The sequence below is a fragment of the Pseudomonas sp. BW16M2 genome (assembly GCF_014268865.1).
GTDB lineage: Bacteria > Pseudomonadota > Gammaproteobacteria > Pseudomonadales > Pseudomonadaceae > Aquipseudomonas > Aquipseudomonas peradeniyensis.
In genome coordinates this window covers 18425-42486 of the sequence record NZ_JABWRI010000032.1, presented here as the reverse complement: position 1 = coordinate 42486, position 24062 = coordinate 18425, and the positions used below count along the sequence as shown (strand labels likewise).

Genomic DNA, 24062 nt, shown 5'->3' with positions numbered 1-24062 from the left:
CCCTTTCCGAGCCAACTGACACAGGAGTCGCACGATGAGATGGTCTGTGATGTCGCCGTTGCGGATCGCGTTGCTGGACGACCACACGCTGATTCGCGAAGCCATGAAGATTCGCCTGGCCCTTGAGCCGGACTTCAAGGTCGTCGATGTGTATGCCAGCGGCCGCGAACTGCTGGAAGGGCTGGAAGCACAGCTGCCCGATTTGCTGGTGCTGGACTATCAGCTGACAGAAGGCGAGATTGATGGCTTGCGGCTACTGCAATCGTTGCGCGCCCGCCATCCAGACCTGAGGATCTTGATCTTCTCGTCGATGGACCGTCCGGCCACGATAAACCTGTGCATCCGTGCCGGTGCCAGGGGCTTCGTGGGCAAGACCCAGCCCACCGATGAACTGCTGACAGCCATCCGCACCGTCGCCATGGATCGCACCTACCTACCCTTGTCGATAGCCGCCCACCTGGAAAAGCTACCCGCACCACAAGCGTCGGCCATCGACGACTCGACCGAGGGCGCGCAGACACTGGCGAACTACCCCGAGCTGTCACCCAAGGAGCGAGAAGTGCTGCGCTGTATTCTCGACGGCATGTCGGGCAGTGACGTGGCCAGCAAGTTTGCGCGCAGCCGCAAGACCATCAGTGGGCAAAAACACTCGGCCTACCGAAAGCTGGGTATCAGCAGCGATGCAGAATTGTTCAAATTGCAGACCCAGCTCAAGGGGCTGTGAGCCAGGCCGTACCTGTTCAGAGAAGGCCCGTGTGCCTGGCCAGCGTGCGTAATTCGTCGAGGGAGTTCACTTCGAGCTTCGAGTAGAGACGGGCTTTGTAGGTACTGACCGTTTTGAGAGTGAGACCAAGGTGTTCGGCAATTTCTTTGCTGCCCAGTCCACGTATCACGCATTGCATCAGCTTGAACTCACGCGCAGAAAGGCTTTCAAGCCGCTCGTATTGCTGGTTCAGGAGCTCCCGCCCTTTTGCGTCCTGCCCCGCTGCGGGCAGGTAGTCATCGGCGCGCACAGCCTTGATCGCATAGACCAACTCAGCCATTTCACTGTGCTTGCTGACGAAACCATGTGCCCCGTGCTGACGGCAGCACTCCTCCAACCGCAGGGATGCCAGCCCGGTGAACACCACGATTTTCATTGGCAGCCCCTGGCCGATAACCTCATCAATGACCGCGACCCCATCGACGGTGTCGAGGCCGAGATCCAGCACCATGAGGGCCGGTCGCAAGCGCTCGGCCAGGAACAGTGCTTCGGCGCCGTCCCCTGTTTCGGCAACCACATCGAACCCTTCGTTCGCCAGTAACAGGCGGATAGCCAGGCGCACCGCCGGATGGTCGTCGACGATCATTACTCGATTGTTCAAAGCCCGCTCCTTGTCTACTCAGATTATCCAGGCGTTTCGATACCTCCCACGGCCCTGCCGCATCCCGCGGACAGCCCATGAAAGATCGTGTCTCCTTTGATGTCTCCGACACCCCTCCTTGTGTTCGCCATACGTGAAGGCTGTCACGGCAGGGACATATCCCCACCCGTAATCGTTGGTCCCCGCCTGTCGTTTCAGCGACATCAGTCTATGGAGTGCTGTTACGAACTGAATAGGACTCGCCTCAAAACCCCTCAGGAAGCACTTGTGCAACCCGCTGAGAAAACAAGACAGGTCTCATGGAGGGCCCCATTTGCACGGGGCACCATCTGCCGAGCGCACCGAGCGCCCTTGAACATCTTGATGCCTTTAGCGGGCAGCAGGCTTGGTAACACTCAACAGGCACAACCCCATGAAGCGTCACCTTACCTTGCAAGCGAGGCTGAAGCTGCCGATGGCCCGGCGCTGCATCACGATGGTCAGCAACCATCATGCAACGCTCCCGCTGCTGGACAAGTCGTTGCGCTACTTCATTCTCACGTCCACGCCCCACGGCAAGCAGATCGCCATTGCGATGACTTTGCGTGGCTATGAGCATGCGATCTCACCGCCCAGGTACCAACTTGAGAACCTGGACATCATGTCGATCATCGACACCTGCGATGTCTTTGTGCTCGAAACCACGACCCTGGTCCTATCAACTCTGGAACATGGTTGCCGCTCGACCGTGAACTACGAGCAAGCCTGCCAGCAGGATGCGGACATCTCGTTTCTGTGGTACGCGGCCAGCCAAGCGAAAACCTGCATCTTGCTTTCGACCGGTGTCGTCACTGCGTGGGTGAAGGATTGCGAGATCGTGGATGCGGCATTGGCCGTGCACCCGCCCGCCAAGGACGAAGGGGACTCGAGCAAGGGCCACATGATCACAGCAATTGTCGATGTGCTGACCGGAGAGTACGGCACACGCCTTGCGCAGCTGCGCTAGTGTCCTGTCTCGGAAATACGTTCTCTTTTGGCGAGTGGCTTGGCTGTTCGGCCAAGGCGCCGTGACGAGTCATAGCAGGGCTATGGCGAGGAGTGGCAACGCCGACCGGGCGCCCAAGACGCCGCCAAAAGTGAACAGCTTATTTCCGAGACAGGACACTAGTGTGGTGTTTCACAAATAACGACCATAACTCGCGGCGCTTTTTGCGCTCATGCGGCGTTGTCGCTCCTCGCCGTAGCTGGGCTACGACTCGTCGCGACGCCTTGCCTGAGCGCAAAAATCGCTCGCGACTTATTGGTCGTATTTGCAAAACACCACACTAGGTCTCACCCAAACCTCGGCCAGATGCTTGGTCCAAGCCCCGAAAGCCCTCTTTCTCATATCGCACAACCCATTTGTATCCGGCCATTCGGCTGATCTCGTAGGCCTGGCACGGGGCGCTGAAACCGGGATGCCTCTGCAGCCTGAATTGAAGCGGTCATATCCCCCAAATTACTGCCGCAGCACCATCGCCACGATGGTCGCCTGCAGCTCGCGCTTGGCGGCTTCGGCACCCAGCTCACCGGCCGCCGCCGCCAGGGACAACGCATCCGCCGCCCCTAGCAGCACCCACAACCCGGCCACGCCGATATCGCCGCCCGGCGCGAACGGCAGCAGCGCTTCGCGGCACTTGTCCATGAACGGCCCGTCATAGCCGCGCTTGAGCGCCTCCAGCTCCGGCGAGCCGGCCAGCGCGGCGCTGACCCCGGGGATCTCCCGGCCCTGGGTCGCCACGCAGTCCACATAGGCCTCGGCAATCACCCAGGCCCGCTCCAGCAGGCCCGCCGGACTGCCGGCCAGGGCCTTGTCGAGCATGGCGGTCTGGCGGGCGTCGTATTCCTGGTAAAGCGCCAGCAACAAGCCGTTGCGGGTCTCGAAATGGTCGTACACCACCGGCTTGGTCACCCCGGCCTGCTCGGCCAGGCGCCCCAGGCTCAGGGCATCGGTGCCCTCCTCGCGTACCAGCCGCCAGGCCACGTCCAGCAATTGACGCCGACGCTCCTCGCGGGACAGGCGTTTGCGCGGCGCGGTCTTTTTCTCGCTTGACATCGCTTACCTACCAAAAGTAACTTACTAAGCGTAACTTACTGCGAGTATATAACGCTCCCGGTGTCCCTGCATCCTGATTCTGGAGATTCCACCATGCATGCCCTGATCGTCATCGGTCACCACGACCGCGACTCCCTCACCCACGCCCTCGCCCAGCAGATCGCCGAGGGCCTGCGCGCCGCCGGCCATACCAGCGAGTTCGCCGACCTGGCCAGCGAAGGCTTCGACCCACGCTTCGGCCTGGCCGACCATGCCGTGCACCGGCGCCTGGGCAAGCCACCGGCCGATGTACTGGCCGAACAGGCGCGCATCGAACGGGCCGACACCGTGGTCATGGTCTACCCCATCTACTGGTGGTCGCTGCCGGCCCTGCTCAAGGGCTGGGTCGAGCGGGTATTCAGCAACGGCTGGGCCTTCGACCAGGCCGCCGACGGCAGCACCACCAAGCTGCTGCACGGGATGACCGCGCACCTGGTCGGCGTGGCCGGCGCCGATGCCGGCACCTTCGAGCGCCATGGCTATGGCAAGGCCATGCGCGTGCAGATCGAGCACGGCATCTTCGACTACTGCGGTGCCCGGGTCCTGAGCTCGACGCTGCTGGAGGACAGTGAGGGACAGGATCCCACGCGGCATCTGCGCAGCGCGCGCGCACTGGGGGAACGCCTGTTCGTCAGCGAAAGGCAAGCAGTGCCGGTTGTCTAGCCTTCGCTACAGGAGCGGCCTGGCCTCGCTCCTATTGATCCAGCGCCCACTGCACCAGCGGCCAATAGCGCTCCTTTCGCGATTCGTAGAGCACAAAATGACGGGGAGCGAGAAAGAACTCCGGTGCCTGGCGCGCTTCGGGCACCTGCGCCCGATAATCGCGGGACAGCGTCAGGTGCGGGCGATACTCCCTTGGTTTCCCCTCCAGCCCCAGCGGCAGGACAGCCTGCTGCAACGCGTACACTAACTGCCGCAGCCCGGCGGGTGGTTGCTCGGGCTCAAGCACCAGCACCGCCGCGCGCGACCATGCCTGCAAACGGTTCAGCACCAGGCGCAACGGTGCATCGGGCAGTCTGAGCCGATCGACCGCCGCGCAGATCGCCGGCACCTGCTCGGCGTCCACGTCACCGAGAAACAGCAAGGTGACGTGGAAATTCTCCGCCGGCACCGGTTTGCCGCTGCGCAGGTTCAGCCCTCGACGCCACTGCGCCAGGGCACGGCATTGTTGGTCGCTGACCGGCAAGGCAAAGAACAGCCGTTTGAACGGCGCGCCATTGGGGCGCGGATCCTGGACCATGCGAGTCTCCCTGGTAACGGTTCGCGCCATCGAGTGTAGCGCCCTGCCCATGCGAAACAGCGACATAAGCTGTTGAATCGTTTGCGCAACCTGTCAGCCATTGCACCTAAGTCGGTCAGAGAAGACGTAACAATAAGTACAAACCCGCGCCACGATTGTTTATGCTGGCGGGCTTACGCCATGGCGCATGGCCATTTTTCGACAAGTAAACGTCCATGAAAATTGCACTCGTACTGATCTTCGTCCTCTCGATCGCCTATGTTCACCTGCGCGGTCGGGTTCGTCACAAGCTGACCCGCCAGCTGGGCGATCACTCCAGCTTCCTGGCCCCGGTCAACGCCTTCCTGTACCTGTTCTCCAAGCATCCGGCCAAGCCGTACCTGCCGGTCAGCGCCTTCCCCGAACTGCAGGTGCTGCAGGACCACTGGCAGGAGATCCGCGAGGAAGGCCAGCAGCTGCTGCAGGCCGGCGAGATCAAGAAGTCCGACAACTACGACGACGTCGGTTTCAACTCGTTCTTCAAGACCGGCTGGAAGCGCTTCTACCTGAAGTGGTACGGCGAGAGCCACCCGTCGGCGATGTCCCTGTGCCCGCGCACCACCGAGCTGCTCGCCGGCATCGGCACGGTCAAGGCGGCAATGTTCGCCACCCTGCCGCCAGGCGCCAAGCTGGTGCGCCACCGCGACCCGTACGCCGGCTCCTACCGCTACCACCTGGGCCTGGACACGCCCAACGACGATGGCTGCTACATCGACGTGGACGGCGAGAAGTACTCCTGGCGCGACGGCGAGGGCGTGGTGTTCGACGAGACCTACATCCACTACGCGGCCAACACCACCGAGCACAACCGCATCATCCTGTTCTGCGACGTCGAGCGCCCGCTCAAGTACCGCTGGGCCGAGGCGTTCAACCGCTGGTTCAGCCGCAACGTCATGGCCGCCGCCGCCGCGCCCAACGATGCCAGCGACAAGACCGGTGGCATCAACCGCCTGTTCACCCGCATCTACAAGATCCGCGAACGCGGCAAGGCGATGAAGAAACGCAACCGCACCCGCTACTACCTGGAGAAGTGGGCAGTGGTCGCGGCGCTGGTGCTGGTGTTTATCTACATCTGACCCACTCACACATATCCCTGTAGGAGCGGCCTCGTGCCGCGAAAGGGCCGCAAGGCGGCCCCAGGTTATCTGTGTTGTTGCTGAAATTGCCGGGGCCGCTTTGCGGCCCTTTCGCGGCGCAAGGCCGCTCCTACAAATCAAACATCGACTAGCCTGATAGCTCCTGTTGCCAACCTGACAAGGTGAAGACAATGAGCATGATGGACTGGGACGCCTACCGTAAGCAGTTGATGGCCGGCATCGGCGATCTCAAGCAACTCTCTCCCGATACCGTGGCCGGCTACATGACCGCCAGCGGCGCCGGGGCCAAGACCAACCACCTGGATGCCAAGACCCGTGAGCTGATCTCGTTGGCCGTGGCCGTCACCACCCGCTGCGACGGCTGCATCGCCGTGCATTCGCAGCAGGCGGTCAAGCACGGCGCCACCCGCGAAGAGATTGCCGAAGCCCTCGGCGTGGCGGTGGCGATGAACGCCGGCGCCGCGCTGGTCTACTCGGCCAGGGCGCTGGACGCCGTGGGCAAGGCCGGCGCCTGACACTTCATGGCGCCGCCGCCCTTGCGCGACGGCGCCGCGACACCCAGACTTGGCGGTTCAGCCCGTGCAGGAACCGCCATGATCCAGATCCGTCCCATGACCCCGGAAGACTTCGAGCGCTTCTGGCCGACCTTCCAGGCCATTGTCCAGGCCCGCCAGACCTACGCCTTCGACCCCGCCCTGGACCTCGACCAGGCACGCCGGCTGTGGCTGGAAACCCCGCTGCGCACACTGGTGGCCGAGGAGGACGGCGTGCTGCTCGGTTCCTACTTCCTCAAGGCCAATGCCGCCGGCCCTGGCGGACATGTCGGCAACTGCGGCTACATGGTCTGCGCGCAGGCCCGTGGCCGGGGCGTGGCCAGGCTGATGTGCGAGCACTCGCAGAAGCTGGCGCGCCAGGAGGGCTTCCTGGCCCTGCAGTTCAATTCGGTGGTAGCCAGCAATGAGGTGGCCGTGGCGCTGTGGCACAAGCTCGGCTTCGAGACCGTCGGGCGCCTGCCCAAGGCGTATCGCCATGCCGAGCTGGGCCTGGTGGACTGCCTGGTGATGTACAAGTGGCTGGCCGACGAACCGGTGGTGGAAAAACCGGCGCTGCTGATCGGGCGCAAGAACATCGAGGCGCGGGTGTCGCGTCGGCGCGGGCGCTGAAGCCATCGCGGGGCAAGCCCGCTCCCACGCTACCTGTCATGCGAGCAACTCCAGACAATCGGAGCGTGGGAGCGGGCTTGCCCCGCGAACAACGACAACGAGATTGCAGCTAACCCATTGCCCCACCAGCTATTTTCCTGCCACCCAGGCGATTGACTCGCCACCCGTTCGATGGTCAGATGCGCGCCAGTTTCAGGTGTCCTGCGCCGCCGCGCGCAGGGTGAAACGGGAAGCCGGTGCGTCGTTGTCACGACAAGTCCGGCGCTGCCCCCGCAACGGTAAGCGAGCGAATCCTTCGACAGACCACTGTGCGCACGCATGGGAAGGTGAAGGCTTCACGCCCCTCGCAAGCCCGGAGACCGGCCTGAGGCTCTACTTGGCAACCCGCGGTGGGCGGGCGCAGGCCGGTATCCGCGTGCGCGCCTGCGTGCGCGCTTCACCGTTGCGTGTTTTCCACCGGGATCCATTTCTTCCTGCAGCAGTGGAACGACATGTCCCGATTCAACAAGCTTCACACCCTGGCGGCCTGCCTGGCCGTGTCCCTGCCGGCGCTGGCCGACGATCAGCAGGCGACGCCCGTCACCCTGCCCTCCACGGCCATCACCAATACCCGTGAGCCACAGGTCATCGACCTGGCCACGCCGACGCCGGCCGGTTCGCGCCTGAACCTCAGCGCCCTGGACACCCCGGCCAGCACCAGCAGCCTGACCGAGGCGCAGATCCAGCAACGCAACAACCTCACCGTGCAGGACGCCGTGACCCGCTCGCCGGGCCTGACCTTCATCGGCACCCCGGGCGACGGCGGCACCGGCCTGTCGGCGCGGGGCTTCACCGGGCAGAGTTCGGTGATGACCCTGTTCGACGGCTCGCGCCTGTATGCCGGCGCCGGCACCCTGACCTTCCCGGTCGACCCGTGGATGGTCGAGCGCATCGACGTGGTTCGCGGCCCCGCCTCGGTGCTGTACGGCGAAGGCGCCACCGGCGCGGTGGTCAACGTGGTGCCGAAGAAGCCGTTCGCCGGCGACATCCGCAACCACCTGCGCCTGGGCTACGGCTCCTGGGACCGCCAGCAGCTGGGCCTGGACAGCGGCGGCAGCCTGAGCGAGCGCCTGAGCTACCGCGTCACCCTCAACCAGCAGGCCGGCAACGGCTGGGTCGACCGCACCGACTCGCGCAGCCTGGCCCTCAGCGCCGCCCTGCGCTTCGATGCCAGCGACGACCTGAGCTTCACCCTCGCCCACGAACGCGGCGACGCGCAACCGGCCAACTACTACGGCACCCCGCTGATCGACGGGCACCTGCGCAGCAGCGTGCGCCACAAGAACTACAACGTCGGCAACGACGAGCAGCGCTACCACGACGAGTGGACACGCCTGACCAGCGACTGGACCCTCAGCGATAGCGTCAGCGCCAGCAACCAGCTGTACTACATCAAGAGCCGCCGCCAGTGGCGTAACGCCGAGTCCTACACCTGGGATGCCGCCAACGGGGTGATCCAGCGCGGCAGCTTCTTCGAGATTCGCCATAACCAGGAGCAGCTCGGCGATCGCCAGAGCTTCACCTTCGACCATGGCCTGCTCGGCCTGGCCAGCAAGACCGTGGTCGGCGCCGAATACAACCGCATCCGCTTCAACGTCGACAGCAACTCGCCTTACCACGATGGCAGCAGCGACCCGCTCGACCCGTGGCATCCGGCGCCGGGCGGCTTCCACAGCCTCAGCCCGACCCGCGCGCAGACGCTGTCCAAGGTCGATACCTTCGCCCTGTTCGCCGAGAACCGCACCCAGCTGACCGAGCGCCTGGCGCTGGTCACCGGTATCCGCCGCGACCAGAACCACATCGACCGCGACGACCTGGTCAACAACGCCCGCAGCGACCGCAGCCTGCAAGGCGGCAACTGGCGCGCCGGGCTGGTGTTCGCCCTCAGCGACGACCTGTCGCTGTACGGGCAGTATTCCACCAGCGAGGATGGCGTCGGCGACCTGCTCACCCAGCGGCCGAACAAGCGCCTCGAGCTGACCGAAGCGAAACAGACCGAGATCGGCCTCAAGCAACGGTTCTGGGATGCACGTGGCGAGTGGACGCTGGCGGCCTATCACATCGTCAAGAAAAAGCTGCCGGTGTACAACCCGCTCACCCACGACAGCCAGCAGGCCGGCCAGCAGACTTCCGACGGCCTGGAAGCCAGCCTGGAACTGGCGCTGGGCAACCAGTGGCAACTCTCGGCCAACGCCGCGCTGGTGCGGGCCAAGTACGACGACTTCCTGGAGGAAGGCGACAACGGCACGGTCAACGACCGCGCCGGCAACCGCCCGCAGGACGTGCCACGGCGCACCGCCAACCTGTGGCTGAGCAAGGGCTTCGGCCAGACCGTGGATGCCGGCATCGGCCTGCGCTACGTCGACGAACGCTATTCCAGCGCCGCCAACGACCAGCGTGTGCCGGGCTACACGGTGGTCGATGCCAACCTGGGTTGGCAGGTACTGCCCGACGTGCGCCTGGGCCTGCAGTTGAACAACCTGTTCGATCGCCAGTACGTCCAATCCAGCTTCAGCGGCGAGCAATGGCTGCTGGGTGCGCCACGCTCGTATTTCGCCACGCTCGACTACAGCTTCTGAGGCCATTGCCGGCAGCGAGCATTTGCCAGCTGCCCGGCAACACCGCTTCAGGCTAGGATGACACCTCGCCCTCCAGGCCCAGCCACCGCCATGCCCAGACCGAGCAAAGTCACCGACCCGTCCTACGAGCTGATGGACGACCACGAAGGCGCCTCGCTGATCTACCGCCAGCACGGCTTCCCCAGCCCGCTGGTGCGCTGGCATTTCCACAAGGAATACGAGCTGCACCTGATCGTCGCCAGCGCCGGCAAGGTGTTCATCGGCGACTACATCGGCAACTTCGCCCCCGACACGCTGTTCCTCACCGGCCCCAACCTGCCGCACAACTGGATCAGCCAGGTCGGCCCCGACGAGGTGGTGGGCAAGCGCGACATGCTGGTCAACTTCACCGACGAGGTGCTCGAGGACGGCGGGCAGGTGTTCTCCGAGCTCACCCAGCTTGCCCCGTTGCTGGCCCGGGCGCGCTATGGCATCGAGTTCCGCGACCCGGAGCTGATCCGTGAGAGCCGCCACTTGCTGCAGCGCATCGCCGACAGCCGCGGCATGACCCGCCTGGGATACTTTTTTATCCTCATGGAGCAGCTGGCCGCCTGTGACGACTACCAGCTGCTGTCCACCGTCACCTCCTCGCAGCTGGCCGACGAGCACAACGTCGAGCGCATCAACCGGGCGGTGGACTACATCTTTCAGCACTACGCCCAGGACCTGAGCCAGAACGCGGTGGCCGAGCACCTGGGGATGACGCCGACCTACTTCTCGCGGTTTTTCAAGCAGGCCGCCGGGCGCGGCTTCGTCGAGTTCGTCAACCGGCTGCGGGTGAGCAAGTCGTGCGAGCTGCTGGCCAAGGGCGAGCTGCCGGTGACCGAGGTGTGCTTCGAGTCGGGGTTCAGCAACCTGTCGAACTTCAACCGGCGCTTCCTGCAGCTCAAGGGCATGACCCCTTCCGACTACCGCAGCCTGGTGACCCAGCGCCTGACCGAGCAGAACCGGGGCTGAATCGGGGCGATGTACCGAGGTCGTACGCAATCCCTGTGGGAGCGGCCTTGTGTCGCGAAAGGGCCGCACAGCGGCCCCGGCGATTCATGCGTTAACGCTGAAACCCTGGGGCCGCTGCGCGCCCCTTTCGCGACACAAGGCCGCTCCTACAGGGGGCGCGCATACAGCAAAAAAGTATCAGTCCAGGTGCAGGCCAGGCTTTGTCGCCATCGCCGAGCACGGGTGTAATCGGCAGCGAGCGACACAAAAACAATAACGTCATCCCCGAGGGAGTTCACCGATGAACGACTCGATCAAGGCCTGCCTGGCCGCCGCCTGCCTCAGCCTGCCGCTGCACGTCCAGGCCGCCGAGACCCTGACCATCGCCACGGTCAACAACAACGACATGATCCGCATGCAACGCCTGGCCAAGGTGTTCGAGCAGCAGCACCCGGACATCCAGCTCAAGTGGGTGGTGCTCGAAGAGAACGTGCTGCGCCAGCGCCTGACCACCGACATCGCCACCCAAGGCGGCCAGTTCGATGTGCTGACCATCGGCATGTACGAAGCCGCGCTGTGGGGCGCCAAGGGCTGGCTGGCACCGATGACCGACCTGCCGGCCGACTACAACCTCGAGGATGTATTCCCCTCGGTGCGCAACGGCCTGTCGGCCAACGGCACGCTGTACGCCCTGCCCTTCTACGCCGAAGCCTCGATCACCTACTACCGCAAGGACCTGTTCGAGAAAGCCGGGCTGAGCATGCCCGAGCAACCGACCTGGACCCAGCTCGGTGAGTTCGCCGCCAAACTCAACCACCCCGACCAGGGCCAGTACGGCATCTGCCTGCGCGGCAAGGCCGGCTGGGGCGAGAACATGGCGCTGATCGGCACCGTGGCCAACGCCTTCGGCGCGCGCTGGTTCGATGAGCAATGGAAACCCGAGTTCAGCGGCAGCGAGTGGAAGAACGCGCTGAATTTCTATGTGAACACCCTCAAGCAATACGGCCCGCCCGGCGCCTCCAGCAACGGCTTCAACGAAAACCTCGCGCTGTTCAACAGCGGCAAATGCGCGATGTGGGTCGACGCCAGCGTCGCCGGCTCGTTCGTCACCGACAAGTCCCAGAGCAAGGTCGCCGACCAGGTCGGCTTCACCTTCGCGCCCAAGGAAGTCACCGACAAGGGCGCCACCTGGCTGTACTCATGGGCACTGGCGATCCCCACCAGTTCCAAGGCCAAGGACGCCGCCAGGACCTTCAGCACCTGGGCCACCTCCGAGGCCTACGGCAAGCTGGTGGCCGAGCAGGAAGGCGTGGCCAACGTGCCACCGGGCACCCGCGCCTCGACCTACAGCGACGCGTATCTGGCCGCCGCGCCGTTCGCCAAGGTGACGCTGGAATCGCTCAAGCGCGTCGACCCCAACCACCCCACCCTCAAGCCCGTGCCCTACGTCGGCATCCAGCTGGTGACCATCCCCGAGTTCCAGGCCATCGGTACCCAGGTCGGCAAGCTGTTTTCCGCTGCGCTGACCGGGCAGATGAAAGTGGACCAGGTGCTGGCCTCGGCCCAGCAGTCCACCGAACGCGAGATGAAGCGCGCCGGCTACCCCAAGTAGCTCGCACCGCCGTAGACCGCGCCGTCCTGCGGCGCGGTGACCGCCCCTTTCCGATGCACACGGAGTCGCCATGAATACCTCGGCCCTCGACACCCCGAGCCTCGCCACCGCGCGCCCCGGCAAACGCCGCGTCGGCCCCGGCTGGTTCCTGGTCAGCCCTTCGGTGGCGCTGCTGCTGTTGTGGATGATCGTGCCCCTGGGCATGACCCTGTATTTCTCGCTGATCCGCTACAACCTGCTGTACCCCGGCGAAAACCAGTTCGTGGGCCTGGAGAACTTCGCCTTCTTCGTCACCGACGCCGGCTTCATGCCCGGCGCCCTCAACACCCTGACCCTGGTCGGCAGCGTACTGGCGATCAGCGTGGTGCTCGGCGTGCTGATCGCCGCGCTGCTGGAGGCCGGCGAGTTCTGGGGCCGCGGCGTGGTGCGGGTGCTGCTGATCTCGCCGTTCTTCATCATGCCCACGGTCAGCGCGCTGCTGTGGAAGAACCTGATCTTCCACCCGGTGTCGGGCATTCTCGCCGCCGTGTGGCGCCTGTTCGGCGCGCAACCGGTGGACTGGCTGGCGCACTACCCGCTGCTGTCGATCATCCTGATCGTGTCATGGCAATGGCTGCCGTTCGCCATCCTGATCCTGATGACCGCGATGCAGTCGCTGGACCAGGAGCAGAAGGAAGCCGCCCGCCTGGATGGCGCAGGCCCGTTGGCGATCTTCTGGCACCTGACCCTGCCGCACCTGGCCCGGCCGATCGCCGTGGTGGTGATGATCGAGACGATCTTTCTGCTCTCGGTGTTCGCCGAGATCTTCACCACCACCAGCGGCGGCCCGGGTTACGAATCCACCAACCTCGCCTACCTGATCTACAACCAGGCGCTGCTGCAGTTCGACGTCGGCATGGCCTCGGCCGGTGGCCTGATCGCCGTGCTGATCGCCAATATCGCCGCCATCGTGCTGGTTCGCATGATCGGCAAGAACCTCACCGCGCGCAGCTGAGGAGCCCGCCATGCTGACACTCAAGCAAACCCGCACCCTGAAGAACGCGCTGCTCGGCCTGCTGTGCTGGGCCATCGCCCTGGTGATCTTCTTCCCGATTTTCTGGATGCTGCTGACCAGCTTCAAGACCGAGCTGGACGCCTTCGCCACGCCGCCGCAGTTCATCTTTGCGCCGACGCTGGAGAACTACCTGCACATCAATGAGCGCAGCGACTACTTCGCCTACGCCTGGAATTCGGTGCTGATTTCGTTCTCGGCGACCCTGCTGTGCATGCTGATCGCCGTGCCGGCGGCCTACTCGATGGCCTTCTTCGAAACCCGCCATACCAAGCGCACGCTGCTGTGGATGCTGTCGACCAAGATGCTGCCGCCGGTGGGCGTGTTGATGCCGATCTACCTGCTGGCCAAGCAGTTCGGCCTGCTGGATTCGCGTCTAGCGCTGATCATCGTCTACACCCTGATCAACCTGCCGATCGTGGTGTGGATGGTGTACACCTACTTCAAGGACATCCCCGTGGACATCCTCGAAGCCGCGCGGCTGGACGGCGCCGGCACCTGGCAGGAGATCGTCCGCGTGCTGCTGCCGATCGCCCGTGGCGGGCTGGCCTCGACCCTGCTGCTGTCGTTGATTTTGTGCTGGAACGAGGCGTTCTGGTCGCTGAACCTGACCTCGTCCGCCGCCGCGCCGCTGACTGCGTTGGTGGCTTCCTATTCGAGCCCTGAAGGGCTGTTCTGGGCCAAGCTCTCGGCCGTCTCGACCCTGGCCTGCGCGCCGATCCTGATCTTTGGCTGGATCAGCCAGAAGCAGCTGGTGCGCGGGCTTTCGTTTGGGGCCGTCAAATGATTCCGAGGCCCCTGATTTTGCGTTTGGCGTGGGAGCGGGCTTGCCCCGCGATCACCGGCTACGCCGGTGCCATCCACCGCGCCGCCTGCATCGCGGGGCAAGCCCGCTCCCACGCCAGCCCTTTCCACGCCCCCTTTCCACGCCTTGACGAGGACACCCCCCATGGCTGACCTGAAAATCCGCAACCTGCACAAAGGCTTCGATGGCCACGCCATCATCAAGGGCATCGACCTGGATGTGCGCGACCGCGAGTTCGTGGTGTTCGTCGGCCCCTCCGGCTGCGGCAAGTCCACCCTGCTGCGCCTGATCGCCGGCCTCGAGGAGGTCAGCAGCGGCAGCATCACCCTCGACGGCGCCGACATCACCGACACCGCCCCGGCCAAGCGCGACCTGGCCATGGTGTTCCAGACCTACGCCCTGTACCCGCACATGACCGTGCGCAAGAACCTGTCGTTCGCCCTGGACCTGGCCGGCGTCGGCAAGCAGGAGGTCAGCGCCAAGGTCGACAACGCCGCGCGCATCCTCGAGCTGCAACCGCTGCTCGAACGCAAGCCCCGCCAGCTCTCCGGCGGCCAGCGCCAGCGGGTGGCGATCGGCCGGGCGATCGTGCGCAATCCGAAGATCTTCCTGTTCGACGAGCCACTGTCCAACCTCGACGCCGCCCTGCGCGTGCAGATGCGCCTGGAACTGGCGCGCCTGCACCAGGAGCTGGCGGCGACCATGATCTACGTGACCCACGACCAGGTCGAGGCGATGACCCTGGCCGACAAGGTAGTGGTGCTCAACGGCGGGCGCATCGAGCAGGTCGGCTCGCCGCTGGAGCTGTACCACCATCCGGCCAACCTGTTTGTCGCGGGGTTTCTGGGGACGCCGAAGATGGGCTTCCTGCGTGGGCACCTGAGCCGCAACCAGGGCAACCAGTGCGAGGTGGCGCTTGAGTGCGGCGCCCGTATCGCCCTGCCGTTGTGCGCGGGGGAGCTGCATACCGGTAGCCAGGTGACACTGGGGATTCGTCCTGAGCACCTGAACATCGACCGCGCCGGGCAAGGTACCCAGGGCTCGCTGCAGGTGACTGCCGATGTCAGCGAGCGACTGGGCAGCGACAGTTACTGCCATATGCGCGCCGCCTCCGGGGAAATGCTCACCGTGCGAGTGCGCGGCGACTTCGCACCAGGCTTTTGCGAGGCGCTGGAACTGACCTTCGATCCCGCCCATTGCCACCTGTTCGACAGCAACGGCCAGGCCCTCGACAAACGTCTGCAACAAGCGGCCTAAGGACTCCAGGATGAAATTGAACCAGCACAACCTCGGCCAACTGCCGCCCACCGTCGCCCGCCCCAGCTACGACCGCGCCCAACTGCGCCAGGGCATCGTCCACATCGGCGTCGGCGGCTTCCACCGCGCCCACCAGGCCGCCTACACCGACGCCCTGATGAACTGCGGCGAAGGCCTCGACTGGGCCATCTGCGGCGTCGGCTTGCGCAGCGAAGACCGCGCCATGCGCGACGCCCTGGCCGGCCAGGACCATCTCTACACCCTGTTCGAACTGGGCGACCAGCCCGACACCAAGGTACGCGTGATCGCCGCCATCAACGGCATGCTGCTGGCCGAGGACGGCGCCGAACCGCTGCTGGCCAAGCTGACCGAACCCAATATCCGCATCGTCTCGCTGACCATCACCGAAGGCGGCTACTGCATCGACGACAGCACCGGCGAGTTCCGCGCCGACCTGCCGCAAATCCAGCACGACCTGGCCAACCCACAAACCCCACAAAGCGTGTTCGGCTACCTCTGCGAAGCCCTGCGCCGCCGCCGCGAATCTGGCACCGGCCCGTTCACCGTGATGTCCTGCGACAACCTCCCGCACAACGGCGACGTCGCCCGCAAAGCCCTGCTGGCCTTCGCCCAGCGCCTCGACCCCGACCTGGCCGACTGGATCGCCAGCCACGTCAGCTTCCCCAACGCCATGGTCGACCGCATCACCCCAATGACCAGCCCCGCTCACCGCCAGCAACTGCGCGAACGCCACGGCGTCGACGATGCCTGGCCGGTGGTGTGCGAGCCGTTTTTGCAATGGGTGGTGGAAGATAATTTCGTCGCCGCTCGCCCGGCCTGGGAAAAGGTCGGCGTGCAGTTCACCGACGACGTCACCCCCTATGAAGAAATGAAGATCAAGCTGCTCAACGGCAGCCACCTGGCCCTCACCTACCTGGGCTTCCTGCAGGGCTACCGCTTCGTCCACGAAACCCTCGCCGACCCGCTGCTGCACCGCTACATGCACGCCTTCATGGACCAGGACGTAACCCCACAACTGGCCCCGGTGCCCGGCATCGATCTTGAGCGCTACAAGCAAAGCCTCGGCGAACGCTTCGCCAACCGCGCCATCGCCGACCAGCTGGAGCGCGTGTGCTCCGACGGCTCGTCGAAGTTCCCCAAGTTCATCGTGCCCACCGCCAACCGCCTGATCGCCGACGGCAAGCCGCTGGAGCGCGTGGCCCTGGTAGTGGCCGCCTGGGCCCTGTACCTGCGCGGCGAAGACGAACACGGCACCCGCTACAGCATCCCCGACCCCCGCGCCGCCGATTGCCAGGCCCGAGTGGTGCAGCGCGACGGCCTGGCCGCCCGGGTGCTGGGCGACGAGGCGATCTTCGGCAGTGCCATCCCCGCGTCCAAGGCGTTCGTCAGCGCCTTCGAGCGCCTGTACGACAGCTTGCGCGAAGTCGGCGTGAGTGAAACCCTGCGCCAGGTCCTCGGCGACTGACACGGAGTGTTTCGAAATGGACGGATTGTTCCTCGGCATCGACTGCGGCACCCAGGGCACCAAGGCCCTGGTGCTGGACGCCGGCAGCGGCCAGGTGCTCGGCCTGGGCAGCGCCGCCCATGCCCCGCCCCAAGGTCGTGATGGCAGGCGTGAACAGGACCCCGCCGACTGGCTGGACGCCCTGCGCGCGGCGGTGGCCGCGGCATTGCGAGAAGCCGGCGTGGATGGCCGGGCGATCCGCGCACTGGCGGTATCCGGCCAGCAACACGGCCTGGTGATGCTCGACGCCCAGGGCCAGGTGCTGCGCCCGGCCAAGCTCTGGTGCGACACCGAGAGCGCGCCCGAGAACCAGGCACTGCTCGATGCCCTCGGTGGCGCCCACGGCTCGCTCGAACGCCTCGGGCTGGTGATCGCGCCGGGCTATACCGTGTCCAAATTGCTGTGGACCAAGCACCATCATCCCGAGCTGTTCGCCCGCCTCGCCCATATCCTGCTGCCCCACGACTACCTGAATTACTGGCTGACCGGCCGTGCCTGCAGCGAACCCGGCGACGCCTCTGGCACCGGCTACTACGACGTGCGCCGACGGAGCTGGGCGCCCGATGTCCTTCAGCACATCGAGCCGGGCGAGCGTCTTTTGGCTGCACTACCTGAGCTGCTCGAATCCGGCGATTGCATCGGCACCCTGCGCGAACAGGCCGCCACTGCACTCGGCCTGAGCCCACAGACCTGGGTGGCCACGGGCGGCGGCGACAACATGCTCGGCGCCATCGGCACCGGCAATATCGCCCCCGGCATGATCACCCTGAGCCTGGGCACCTCCGGCACCCTGGCCGCCCACGCCGACCAGCCCCACGTCAGCGCCCAGGGCGAAGTGGCGACCTTCTGCGCCTCCAGCGGCGGCTGGCTGCCGTTGATCTGCACCATGAACCTCACCAGCGCCTGCGCCCAGGTGCGCGACCTGCTGGAACTCGACCTCGACCGTTTCACTGCCCTCGCCGCCCAAGCCCCGATCGGCGCCGACGGCCTGCTGATGCTGCCGTTCTTCGACGGCGAACGCGTGCCCGCGCTGCCCGAAGCCACGGCCAGCCTGCACGGCATGACCAGCGCCAACCTGACCCGCGCCAACCTCTGCCGCGCCGTGCTCGAAGGCACCTGCTTCAGCCTGCGCTACGGCCTCGACCTGCTGCGCACCAGCGGCCTGCGAGGCAGCGAAATCCGCCTGGTCGGCGGCGCGGCGAAAAGCCCGCTGTGGCGCCAGACACTCGCCGACCTGCTGGGCCTGCCGGTGGTATGCCCCCAACAGACCGAAGCCGCCGCCCTGGGCGCCGCGATCCAGGCCGCCTGGAGCCTCGGTCGCCAGCTGGGCCAGAGCGACAGCCTCGAAACTCTGTGCAAACGCTGCGTCGCCCTCGACGAAAGCACCCGAACCCTACCCCGCCCGGCGCAACAGGCCGAGTACGAGGTTGCCTATCAACGATATCGGGAGCAACTGCCTGCGCGCTGAGTGCGGGTATCCTTCCCTTGTCTTTCGTTCTGGAGAACTGCATGTACCTGGTGTGTGGCGAGGCCCTGTTCGATGTCTTCAGCGTGGAAAACAGCAACCGCAGCAGCGAGCTGGGGTTTACCGCGATTGCCGGCGGGTCGCCGTTCAACGTGGCTGTTGGCCTGCGCCGGCTGGGCGCGGAATCGGCGTTGTTCGGCGGGTTGTCCAGCGACTACCTCGGTGCCCGGCTGCGGCGGGTGCTGGAAGAGGAACGGGTGGACTGCCGCTATGTGGTGACCAGTGATGCACCGACCACCCTGGCCATGGTCGGGCTGGATGCCAATGGCTCGGCGCAGTATCAGTTTCGCGGTGAAGGGTGTGCGGATCGGCAGGTGACGCTGGCGTATCTGCCGGAGTTGGATGAGCGTGTGCGTGGGTTGCATGTAGGCTCATACACACTGGTAGTGCAGCCCGTAGCCGATACGCTGATGGCACTGGTGGAGCGCGAGCGGGACCGTCGGCTGATTAGCCTGGATCCGAATGTGCGGCTTAATCCGCAGCCGGATGTGGCGCTGTGGCGGCGGCAGGTGGAAGCGTTTGCCGGGCATGCGCATGTGATCAAGGCCAGTGAGGAAGACATCGCCCTGCTCTATCCAGGTCGGGAGACTCGTGACGTGGCCCAAGGCTGGCTAAAAGATCGCTGCCGACTCGTTTTCATCACCCATGGAGCAGACGGAGCCAGCGTGCATTGCGCACAGGGTTCATGGCAGCGCCCAGCGGATACGTCGTTGCCGGTAAGCGATACCGTCGGCGCCGGTGACACCTTCCAAGCCGCCGTGCTCGCCTACCTCGCACGCCTCGGTGCAGACAGCCCGGCCGGTGTGGCGAAGCTCCCCCATGAAACCATCGATGCAATCCTCGCCTACGCAATCCATGCCGCAGCAATCACCTGCTCCCGAACAGGCCCGAACCTGCCCTTCGACCATGAGCTGCCACCAATAGCCTAACCCACCCCATACGCCGCCCTACCCTCTCTGTGGGAGCGGCCTTGCGTCGCGAAAGGACCGCAAAGCGGTCCCAGCGATTTCCGCTCAAACCACAATCCCGACCTCACCCACCATTACTGCCTCAACGTGCTACAGGCCCTTGGCCATTAGCACAACCGCCCTAATCGACCCTACTCACCAAGCGCTCGTATAGTCCCTTCTTGATTACAAAAACCAGGAAAGGACTCCATGGGCCACAAACTTCCCCCCCTCTGCCAATGGCTGGCCATCCTGGCCCTCACCTGCAGCACCCCGGCCCTGGCCGCACCCGCCTCGGGCGACTACTGGATCATCTACGGTAAAGGCGAACGCCTGCACAACGAGGTCTACGTCGCCGATGCCGCCGGCATCCTGCAAAAGCCCGGTGGCGTGCAATCGGCCCAGGTCATGCAGCTGTTCGAAGACCCGGCCTTCCCGACCCTCGCCGCCTACGAGGTGCAGGTCAAATGCAAACAGCGCCAGATCCGCCTGGACAGCGCCCGGGCGATACGTCGCTTCGACGGCGCCGTGCGCGATGTGAAAACCAACGCCAAAGACTGGGTCGCACCAAAGGACTACTGGCTGCAGCGCACCTTCGCCTTCGTCTGCGCCCCCGACAACCGCGCGCGCAACCAGATGCTGTCGATCGGCAAGATGCCGGCGGCGCAGATGGTCGCTACCATCCAGGCCATGTTCATCCAGTTGATTGGCGTGCAGGCCAACAGCCAGGCGGTGCAGGAGCTGGACGACATGCTGGCGAACACCCCACGATGAGCACGCGCCCTCTGCTGGTCCTAGGCCTGTTGCTGCCTGCGCTGGCCGGCTGCATCCCGACCCTGCCGGAGCTGATGGCGGGCAACCAATGGCAAGGGCGCGACGCCAAGCAGGCCATCGACTTCTTCGGCCCGCCCATGCGCATGGAGCCGTTGCCCGACGGCGCTGGGGTGCAGTTGGGCTGGTACCGCGATACCACCTACGTGCAAAAGGAGGTGGTCGGCAGCACCGCCGAGATGCAAGGCAACGTGATGGTCCATACCAACTACTGGGACGACGTGGCCCATCCTGGCGGCTGCACGATACTGATGTCGGTGAACAAGGCGCGGCAGATTAACGATTTCTCGACCAAGGGGCGCTGTAACGGCGTGAACCTGGCGCCATAGCGGCTAGCCGAAACGTGGCAGCGGACTTGTTGGAGCGGGATCGTGGGAGCGGGCTTGCCCCGCGATAGCGCCCGCCCAGGCAACCAGCCCCCAGCCAGATACCCTCCCCTACTCAGCCCCCCGCCCTACCATCAACCCATGATTCACATCCTGGGCCAACGCCTTGGCCATACCGCTGAGGTAATGCACCGCCGTCAGCAGCGTAGGCAGGTGATCAGTCTCCACCATCGCCAGATCACTCATCTTGTGCACTGCACACATCAGCACGGTCGCCTGCTCCACCGCATGGTCCAGCGGATGCCCCGCCACCACGCGGAAAAGCGGGTCTTGCACACTCACCTGCGCGCCTTCGCCGAAATGCCCGACGCCGGTGGTGGCGAGTTCCTTGATGCGCGGGATTTGCAATTCCTTATCCATACCATTCCTCCTGCGGCCCCGCGAACGGCGCGGGGCCTGATCGGTGAACGTCAAGTGCGAGCCGAGGCTCGCCAGGTCAGTGCCGGGATTGCACGCGGCTCAGCGCCACTTCCACCAGGGTGCGGGCGCTGTCGATTTCGTGCATGGCGGCGAGGGTCAGGACCTGACCTGGCGGTTTGGCGTGCAGCAGGACGGTCTGCTGGCTGACGGTCAGGGCGCAGACGAGGTATTCGGAGATCTGGACCAGGAGGTCTTCGAGGGTGTGGGTGGTGTATTTGTCGTGTAGGGGTGGATCGGGGACTATTTTCAGCATGGTAGAGCTCCTATTTTCAAATGGAGCTACCGTTCTCTGCTGTCAAACAGAAAGGTGGCAGCTGTACGCGGGTTGACAGACCGGGAAAATAGGAAACCGGCGCACCGAAGTGCCCCACGTACAGCCACCATAGACGGCCATGCACGCGCGTTACTATCTTCCCGGTCTGTCAAAACCGGTCGCTGAATTGGCAGCGACTTGGCGAGACTAGATGGGTGATGCAGCGGCTGCAACGGGCTGTAAGGGGGTAGGAGTATGTTTCGGAAACGGACTACAAGGAAGAGGGAAAATCCGATTCCGTAGCCCCTGGGCACGCCTGCTGCCACAACGAATATGGACCTGAAACGCATACGAACTCTCGCGCGGACGCTACGATCGCAGTGGCGCTTTGCCAGTTTTTCTTGAACCGTTTGATCACTTTGGCGACGATGGGGAAATTTCCTACAAACATCGGCGACAAAGGGCAGCGCACGTGGCGATCAAAGCTGTATCGAAGGAACGTATTGACGAGGCTTTGCTGGAATTTGACCGCGACTTAAGAGGAAGACGAGAGTGGCATGGTTGGGAGACGAACCCTGCCCACCGCTACGCGATTGCTGTAGGGGGTACATCGTACCCAGCAAAGAAAATAGTCTCCTTGGCTACCGGCATCGCAGTTAGCCAATTCCCAGGCGGACACCTCACAAACCGCTATTTAGAAAAGCGTGGGTTTACCACTATCGAGCTGCAAAGCACTGGTCTAGAACCAGTCCTGCAGTTCGAACCTGGAGCCATTTATGATCGCGTGACTGAAATCAACGGACCATTCGGAGGTAGCTGGCAGAGCGGCATAGCAGCCTCAGCTACCCACCCGGCGATTTTCTTGTTTACAGGTGATAGTGGCGAGCAATACGGCTATGCCGACAGCTGGGACAACGGTGCGTTTCTCTACACCGGTGAAGGGAAGCGTGGCCCTATGAAATTGAACCGTGGCAACAGAGCTGTGGCTGAGCATGCTGAGACAGGTCGTGCGCTTCATCTGTTCACATCGCTCGGTAAAGGAAAAGGTAACCGCTATGTAGGTGAGTTCAGTTGCGCCGATGTCTTTGAACGAACCCAGCCGGATATTGATGGCGAGGATCGTACTGCTCTTGTATTCAGATTGGTACCTGTGGGCAGTCCAGAGCTGAATATCGAAACTGAGTTGGAGACAGACGTTGAACTTGCAGATTCGTTAGCGGCTGCTCGGATAGCTGCTCTGGCTGCCTGTAAGCCGGTAACGGATGCAATGAACCAATCGGCGCATCGCAAAATTTACCAGCGCAGCCGGAAGGTCGCTCACTACGTCCTCATGCGTGCCAAAGGCTTATGTGAAAGCTGTGAAAAGCCAGCGCCCTTCATTAAGAAGGATGGAACCCCGTACCTCGAACCGCATCATGTAAATCGGCTCTCCGACGGAGGCCTCGACCACCCTCGGTACGTAGGTGCTGTCTGCCCGTCTTGCCATCGCGAAATTCACTCAGGCGTAAATGGTATGTTGCTCAACGAGAAATTGAAGCAGCAGCTAAAAGCAATTGAAGGCTGACTTGAATTTGTAAAACTGACACATTCGCTTTTACCTACAGTCATATTCTGAGCGTTACCACCGAAATCTCGGAGCACCCGTCCCGTAGACGAAAGCGTGGGACGAAAGCAGCGCACTTTGATCCGCCATTCACTGACACGCTGTTCCCCGCGTATGGGATCTGCGTTTACCTCCGTAGCGGCCAAATGGCATGAACGGCCGCTGCCACCCTTTGCGACTTGCCAGCATGAGACGAAGCATCCTTGAGAACTCTAGATCGTGATGGGAAACTTCACAATGAACACCAGTCCATCTCCCATACGCGCCCCGCTCTGTAATTTCCGCATACGCGATGCAGATCGAGTGTGCTATTACGCCTTGACCTACAGAATTTCAGAGTGCCGCCGATACACTAAAGCATGGCTTAAACTAAGCTATCACATACCGTTAGATAACTCCGTTGTTTAGAAGGACTCTGTTCATGCGTATTATTGAGCGTTTCAAAAAGCTGTCGCCGGCTATGAAGATCGTGGCTTCTGTTACATCCTTCTTTAGCAGCGCGGCGGGCATCGCCGCTCTTTATTTCGTCTTCCACCCGATCACCAACCTCAACCCGGATGTCGTAGGTCGATGGGACAGCGATTACTCGTATCCGATTACCGACGGCACCCTACACTTTAAAGGACGCACTAATCTCTTTCATGAGGGGAAATACAACGTTTCCGGCGTCATCACGCTAGAGGGTAGGATCAAGGAGCAAGGTTATAAATTTAGCTACAACGTTATAGGCGCCGGTAGCTGGACTGCTGACAGCGAGCGGCTGTCGATTACCTTGCAAAAAATGCACTCAACGACCAATTCTATCGAGGTGGCGGGAATAGATATCAACCCACGGCTGGTAGAAAAGCTGTCGGGTAAACAGACCCCCGAACTGAGCGATGCCTACCCTAGTGGTATGTCCGACGAGTATGGCCTGGAGTCGGTCTCCCCGGACATCATCGTGCTCAAGGCAACGGATCCGTTTGGCAAGCCGTTTGAAATCCAGATGCACCGCCAGTCGTAATCACCCACGCTTCAGCACTCAAGCGGTGATCCCCGCTGCGGCAGCGGATGGCTGTAAAGCGATCCGCTGCCGCAGCACAACGGTCAACGTTTTTGTTACTGCGTATGTCAGCTACACAAATCTCCGTCTGAATTCCCTGCTCCAGACTTGAATACCTCACATTGGATCCATCATGATGATGTCAAATCGACTTCACTGGGCTGACAGTCGAGCCTGAGTTATCAGTTCAGTCGGG

General features: G+C 63.6%; 25 protein-coding genes and 1 riboswitch. Of the genes, 19 read left to right on the top strand and 6 right to left on the bottom strand.

All coding sequences use genetic code 11. From position 1 onward, the window contains the following. Positions 1–49: 49 nt before the first annotated feature. Positions 50–724, top strand: coding sequence for a response regulator transcription factor (locus HU735_RS22555; RefSeq protein WP_238349883.1), 675 nt, complete (start codon positions 50–52; stop codon positions 722–724). Positions 725–740: 16 nt separating this feature from the next. Here the strand turns inward: HU735_RS22555 and HU735_RS22550 are convergent, their stop codons facing one another. Then, positions 741–1364 (bottom strand): response regulator transcription factor, encoded by a 624-nt coding sequence (locus HU735_RS22550; RefSeq protein ID WP_238349880.1) that lies wholly within the window; start codon positions 1362–1364, stop codon positions 741–743. A 412-nt stretch (positions 1365–1776) separates the two neighbouring features. On the opposite strand from HU735_RS22550, the gene HU735_RS22545 reads away from it, so the two are divergent. Further along, positions 1777–2349 carry a hypothetical protein gene (locus HU735_RS22545; protein WP_186715434.1) on the top strand — a complete coding sequence of 191 codons (573 nt, stop codon included), beginning with the start codon at positions 1777–1779 and terminating at the stop codon, positions 2347–2349. A 319-nt stretch (positions 2350–2668) separates the two neighbouring features. Here the strand turns inward: HU735_RS22545 and HU735_RS27330 are convergent, their stop codons facing one another. After that, positions 2669–2812, bottom strand: a complete 144-nt coding sequence (locus tag HU735_RS27330; protein ID WP_273018727.1) for a leucine zipper domain-containing protein — start codon at positions 2810–2812, stop codon at positions 2669–2671. A 29-nt stretch (positions 2813–2841) separates the two neighbouring features. Further along, positions 2842–3438: a TetR/AcrR family transcriptional regulator gene (locus tag HU735_RS22535; protein ID WP_186715432.1), complete on the bottom strand. Its 597-nt coding sequence runs from the start codon at positions 3436–3438 to the stop codon at positions 2842–2844. Positions 3439–3531: 93 nt separating this feature from the next. On the opposite strand from HU735_RS22535, the gene HU735_RS22530 reads away from it, so the two are divergent. Next, positions 3532–4140 carry an NAD(P)H-dependent oxidoreductase gene (locus HU735_RS22530; RefSeq protein ID WP_186715431.1) on the top strand — a complete coding sequence of 203 codons (609 nt, stop codon included), beginning with the start codon at positions 3532–3534 and terminating at the stop codon, positions 4138–4140. 31 nt (positions 4141–4171) lie between these two features. Here the strand turns inward: HU735_RS22530 and thpR are convergent, their stop codons facing one another. Next, entirely contained in the window at positions 4172–4717 is a 546-nt protein-coding gene (thpR, locus tag HU735_RS22525) for an RNA 2',3'-cyclic phosphodiesterase (protein ID WP_186715430.1), read from the bottom strand. A gap of 215 nt (positions 4718–4932) precedes the next feature. Here thpR and lpxO point away from each other — a divergent pair, with 215 nt between their 5' ends. The 14 genes from lpxO to HU735_RS22455 all read left to right on the top strand — a co-directional run bounded on the left by lpxO (position 4933) and on the right by HU735_RS22455 (position 20491). Next, positions 4933–5832 (top strand): lipid A hydroxylase LpxO, encoded by a 900-nt coding sequence (gene lpxO, locus HU735_RS22520; protein ID WP_050706168.1) that lies wholly within the window; start codon positions 4933–4935, stop codon positions 5830–5832. Between the two features lie 191 nt (positions 5833–6023). Continuing rightward, positions 6024–6368, top strand: coding sequence for a carboxymuconolactone decarboxylase family protein (locus HU735_RS22515; RefSeq protein WP_046856072.1), 345 nt, complete (start codon positions 6024–6026; stop codon positions 6366–6368). A gap of 78 nt (positions 6369–6446) precedes the next feature. Then, positions 6447–7016, top strand: coding sequence for an N-acetyltransferase (locus tag HU735_RS22510; protein WP_186715429.1), 570 nt, complete (start codon positions 6447–6449; stop codon positions 7014–7016). Between the two features lie 177 nt (positions 7017–7193). Next, a riboswitch (cobalamin riboswitch) is annotated at positions 7194–7399 on the top strand. 108 nt (positions 7400–7507) lie between these two features. Beyond that, positions 7508–9634 carry a TonB-dependent receptor gene (locus HU735_RS22505; RefSeq protein ID WP_186715428.1) on the top strand — a complete coding sequence of 709 codons (2127 nt, stop codon included), beginning with the start codon at positions 7508–7510 and terminating at the stop codon, positions 9632–9634. 90 nt (positions 9635–9724) lie between these two features. Further along, on the top strand, positions 9725–10630 hold the full coding sequence (locus tag HU735_RS22500) for an AraC family transcriptional regulator (RefSeq protein WP_186715426.1): 906 nt from the start codon (positions 9725–9727) through the stop codon (positions 10628–10630). A gap of 280 nt (positions 10631–10910) precedes the next feature. Next, a complete protein-coding gene (locus tag HU735_RS22495; protein WP_186715424.1) occupies positions 10911–12221 on the top strand; it encodes a sugar ABC transporter substrate-binding protein in 1311 nt (436 codons plus the stop codon). A gap of 70 nt (positions 12222–12291) precedes the next feature. Further along, positions 12292–13215, top strand: coding sequence for a sugar ABC transporter permease (locus HU735_RS22490; RefSeq protein WP_011533228.1), 924 nt, complete (start codon positions 12292–12294; stop codon positions 13213–13215). 10 nt (positions 13216–13225) lie between these two features. Then, positions 13226–14059, top strand: a complete 834-nt coding sequence (locus HU735_RS22485) for a carbohydrate ABC transporter permease (RefSeq protein WP_011533227.1) — start codon at positions 13226–13228, stop codon at positions 14057–14059. Between the two features lie 162 nt (positions 14060–14221). Beyond that, on the top strand, positions 14222–15334 hold the full coding sequence (ugpC, locus tag HU735_RS22480; RefSeq protein WP_186715422.1) for a sn-glycerol-3-phosphate ABC transporter ATP-binding protein UgpC: 1113 nt from the start codon (positions 14222–14224) through the stop codon (positions 15332–15334). A 10-nt stretch (positions 15335–15344) separates the two neighbouring features. Then, the gene (locus HU735_RS22475) at positions 15345–16820 is read left to right on the top strand and encodes a mannitol dehydrogenase family protein (protein ID WP_186715419.1); all 1476 of its coding nucleotides are present in this window, start codon (positions 15345–15347) and stop codon (positions 16818–16820) included. 16 nt (positions 16821–16836) lie between these two features. Then, a complete protein-coding gene (gene xylB / locus HU735_RS22470) occupies positions 16837–18327 on the top strand; it encodes a xylulokinase (RefSeq protein ID WP_186715417.1) in 1491 nt (496 codons plus the stop codon). 41 nt (positions 18328–18368) lie between these two features. Then, positions 18369–19313 carry a carbohydrate kinase gene (locus tag HU735_RS22465; protein ID WP_186715415.1) on the top strand — a complete coding sequence of 315 codons (945 nt, stop codon included), beginning with the start codon at positions 18369–18371 and terminating at the stop codon, positions 19311–19313. Positions 19314–19541: 228 nt separating this feature from the next. After that, on the top strand, positions 19542–20105 hold the full coding sequence (locus HU735_RS22460; RefSeq protein WP_186715413.1) for a hypothetical protein: 564 nt from the start codon (positions 19542–19544) through the stop codon (positions 20103–20105). Next, positions 20102–20491 (top strand): hypothetical protein, encoded by a 390-nt coding sequence (locus HU735_RS22455; RefSeq protein WP_186715410.1) that lies wholly within the window; start codon positions 20102–20104, stop codon positions 20489–20491. Before HU735_RS22460 ends, HU735_RS22455 begins: the two co-directional genes overlap by 4 nt. A 108-nt stretch (positions 20492–20599) precedes the next feature. Here the strand turns inward: HU735_RS22455 and HU735_RS22450 are convergent, their stop codons facing one another. Then, positions 20600–20908, bottom strand: a complete 309-nt coding sequence (locus tag HU735_RS22450; RefSeq protein WP_186715408.1) for a DUF3077 domain-containing protein — start codon at positions 20906–20908, stop codon at positions 20600–20602. Between the two features lie 76 nt (positions 20909–20984). Continuing rightward, the gene (locus HU735_RS22445; protein WP_028688843.1) at positions 20985–21221 is read right to left on the bottom strand and encodes a hypothetical protein; all 237 of its coding nucleotides are present in this window, start codon (positions 21219–21221) and stop codon (positions 20985–20987) included. A gap of 388 nt (positions 21222–21609) precedes the next feature. On the opposite strand from HU735_RS22445, the gene HU735_RS22440 reads away from it, so the two are divergent. Continuing rightward, positions 21610–22785 carry an HNH endonuclease gene (locus tag HU735_RS22440; RefSeq protein WP_238349879.1) on the top strand — a complete coding sequence of 392 codons (1176 nt, stop codon included), beginning with the start codon at positions 21610–21612 and terminating at the stop codon, positions 22783–22785. 460 nt (positions 22786–23245) lie between these two features. Continuing rightward, positions 23246–23827 carry a hypothetical protein gene (locus HU735_RS22435; RefSeq protein ID WP_186715406.1) on the top strand — a complete coding sequence of 194 codons (582 nt, stop codon included), beginning with the start codon at positions 23246–23248 and terminating at the stop codon, positions 23825–23827. The last annotated feature ends 235 nt before the right edge of the window (positions 23828–24062 follow it).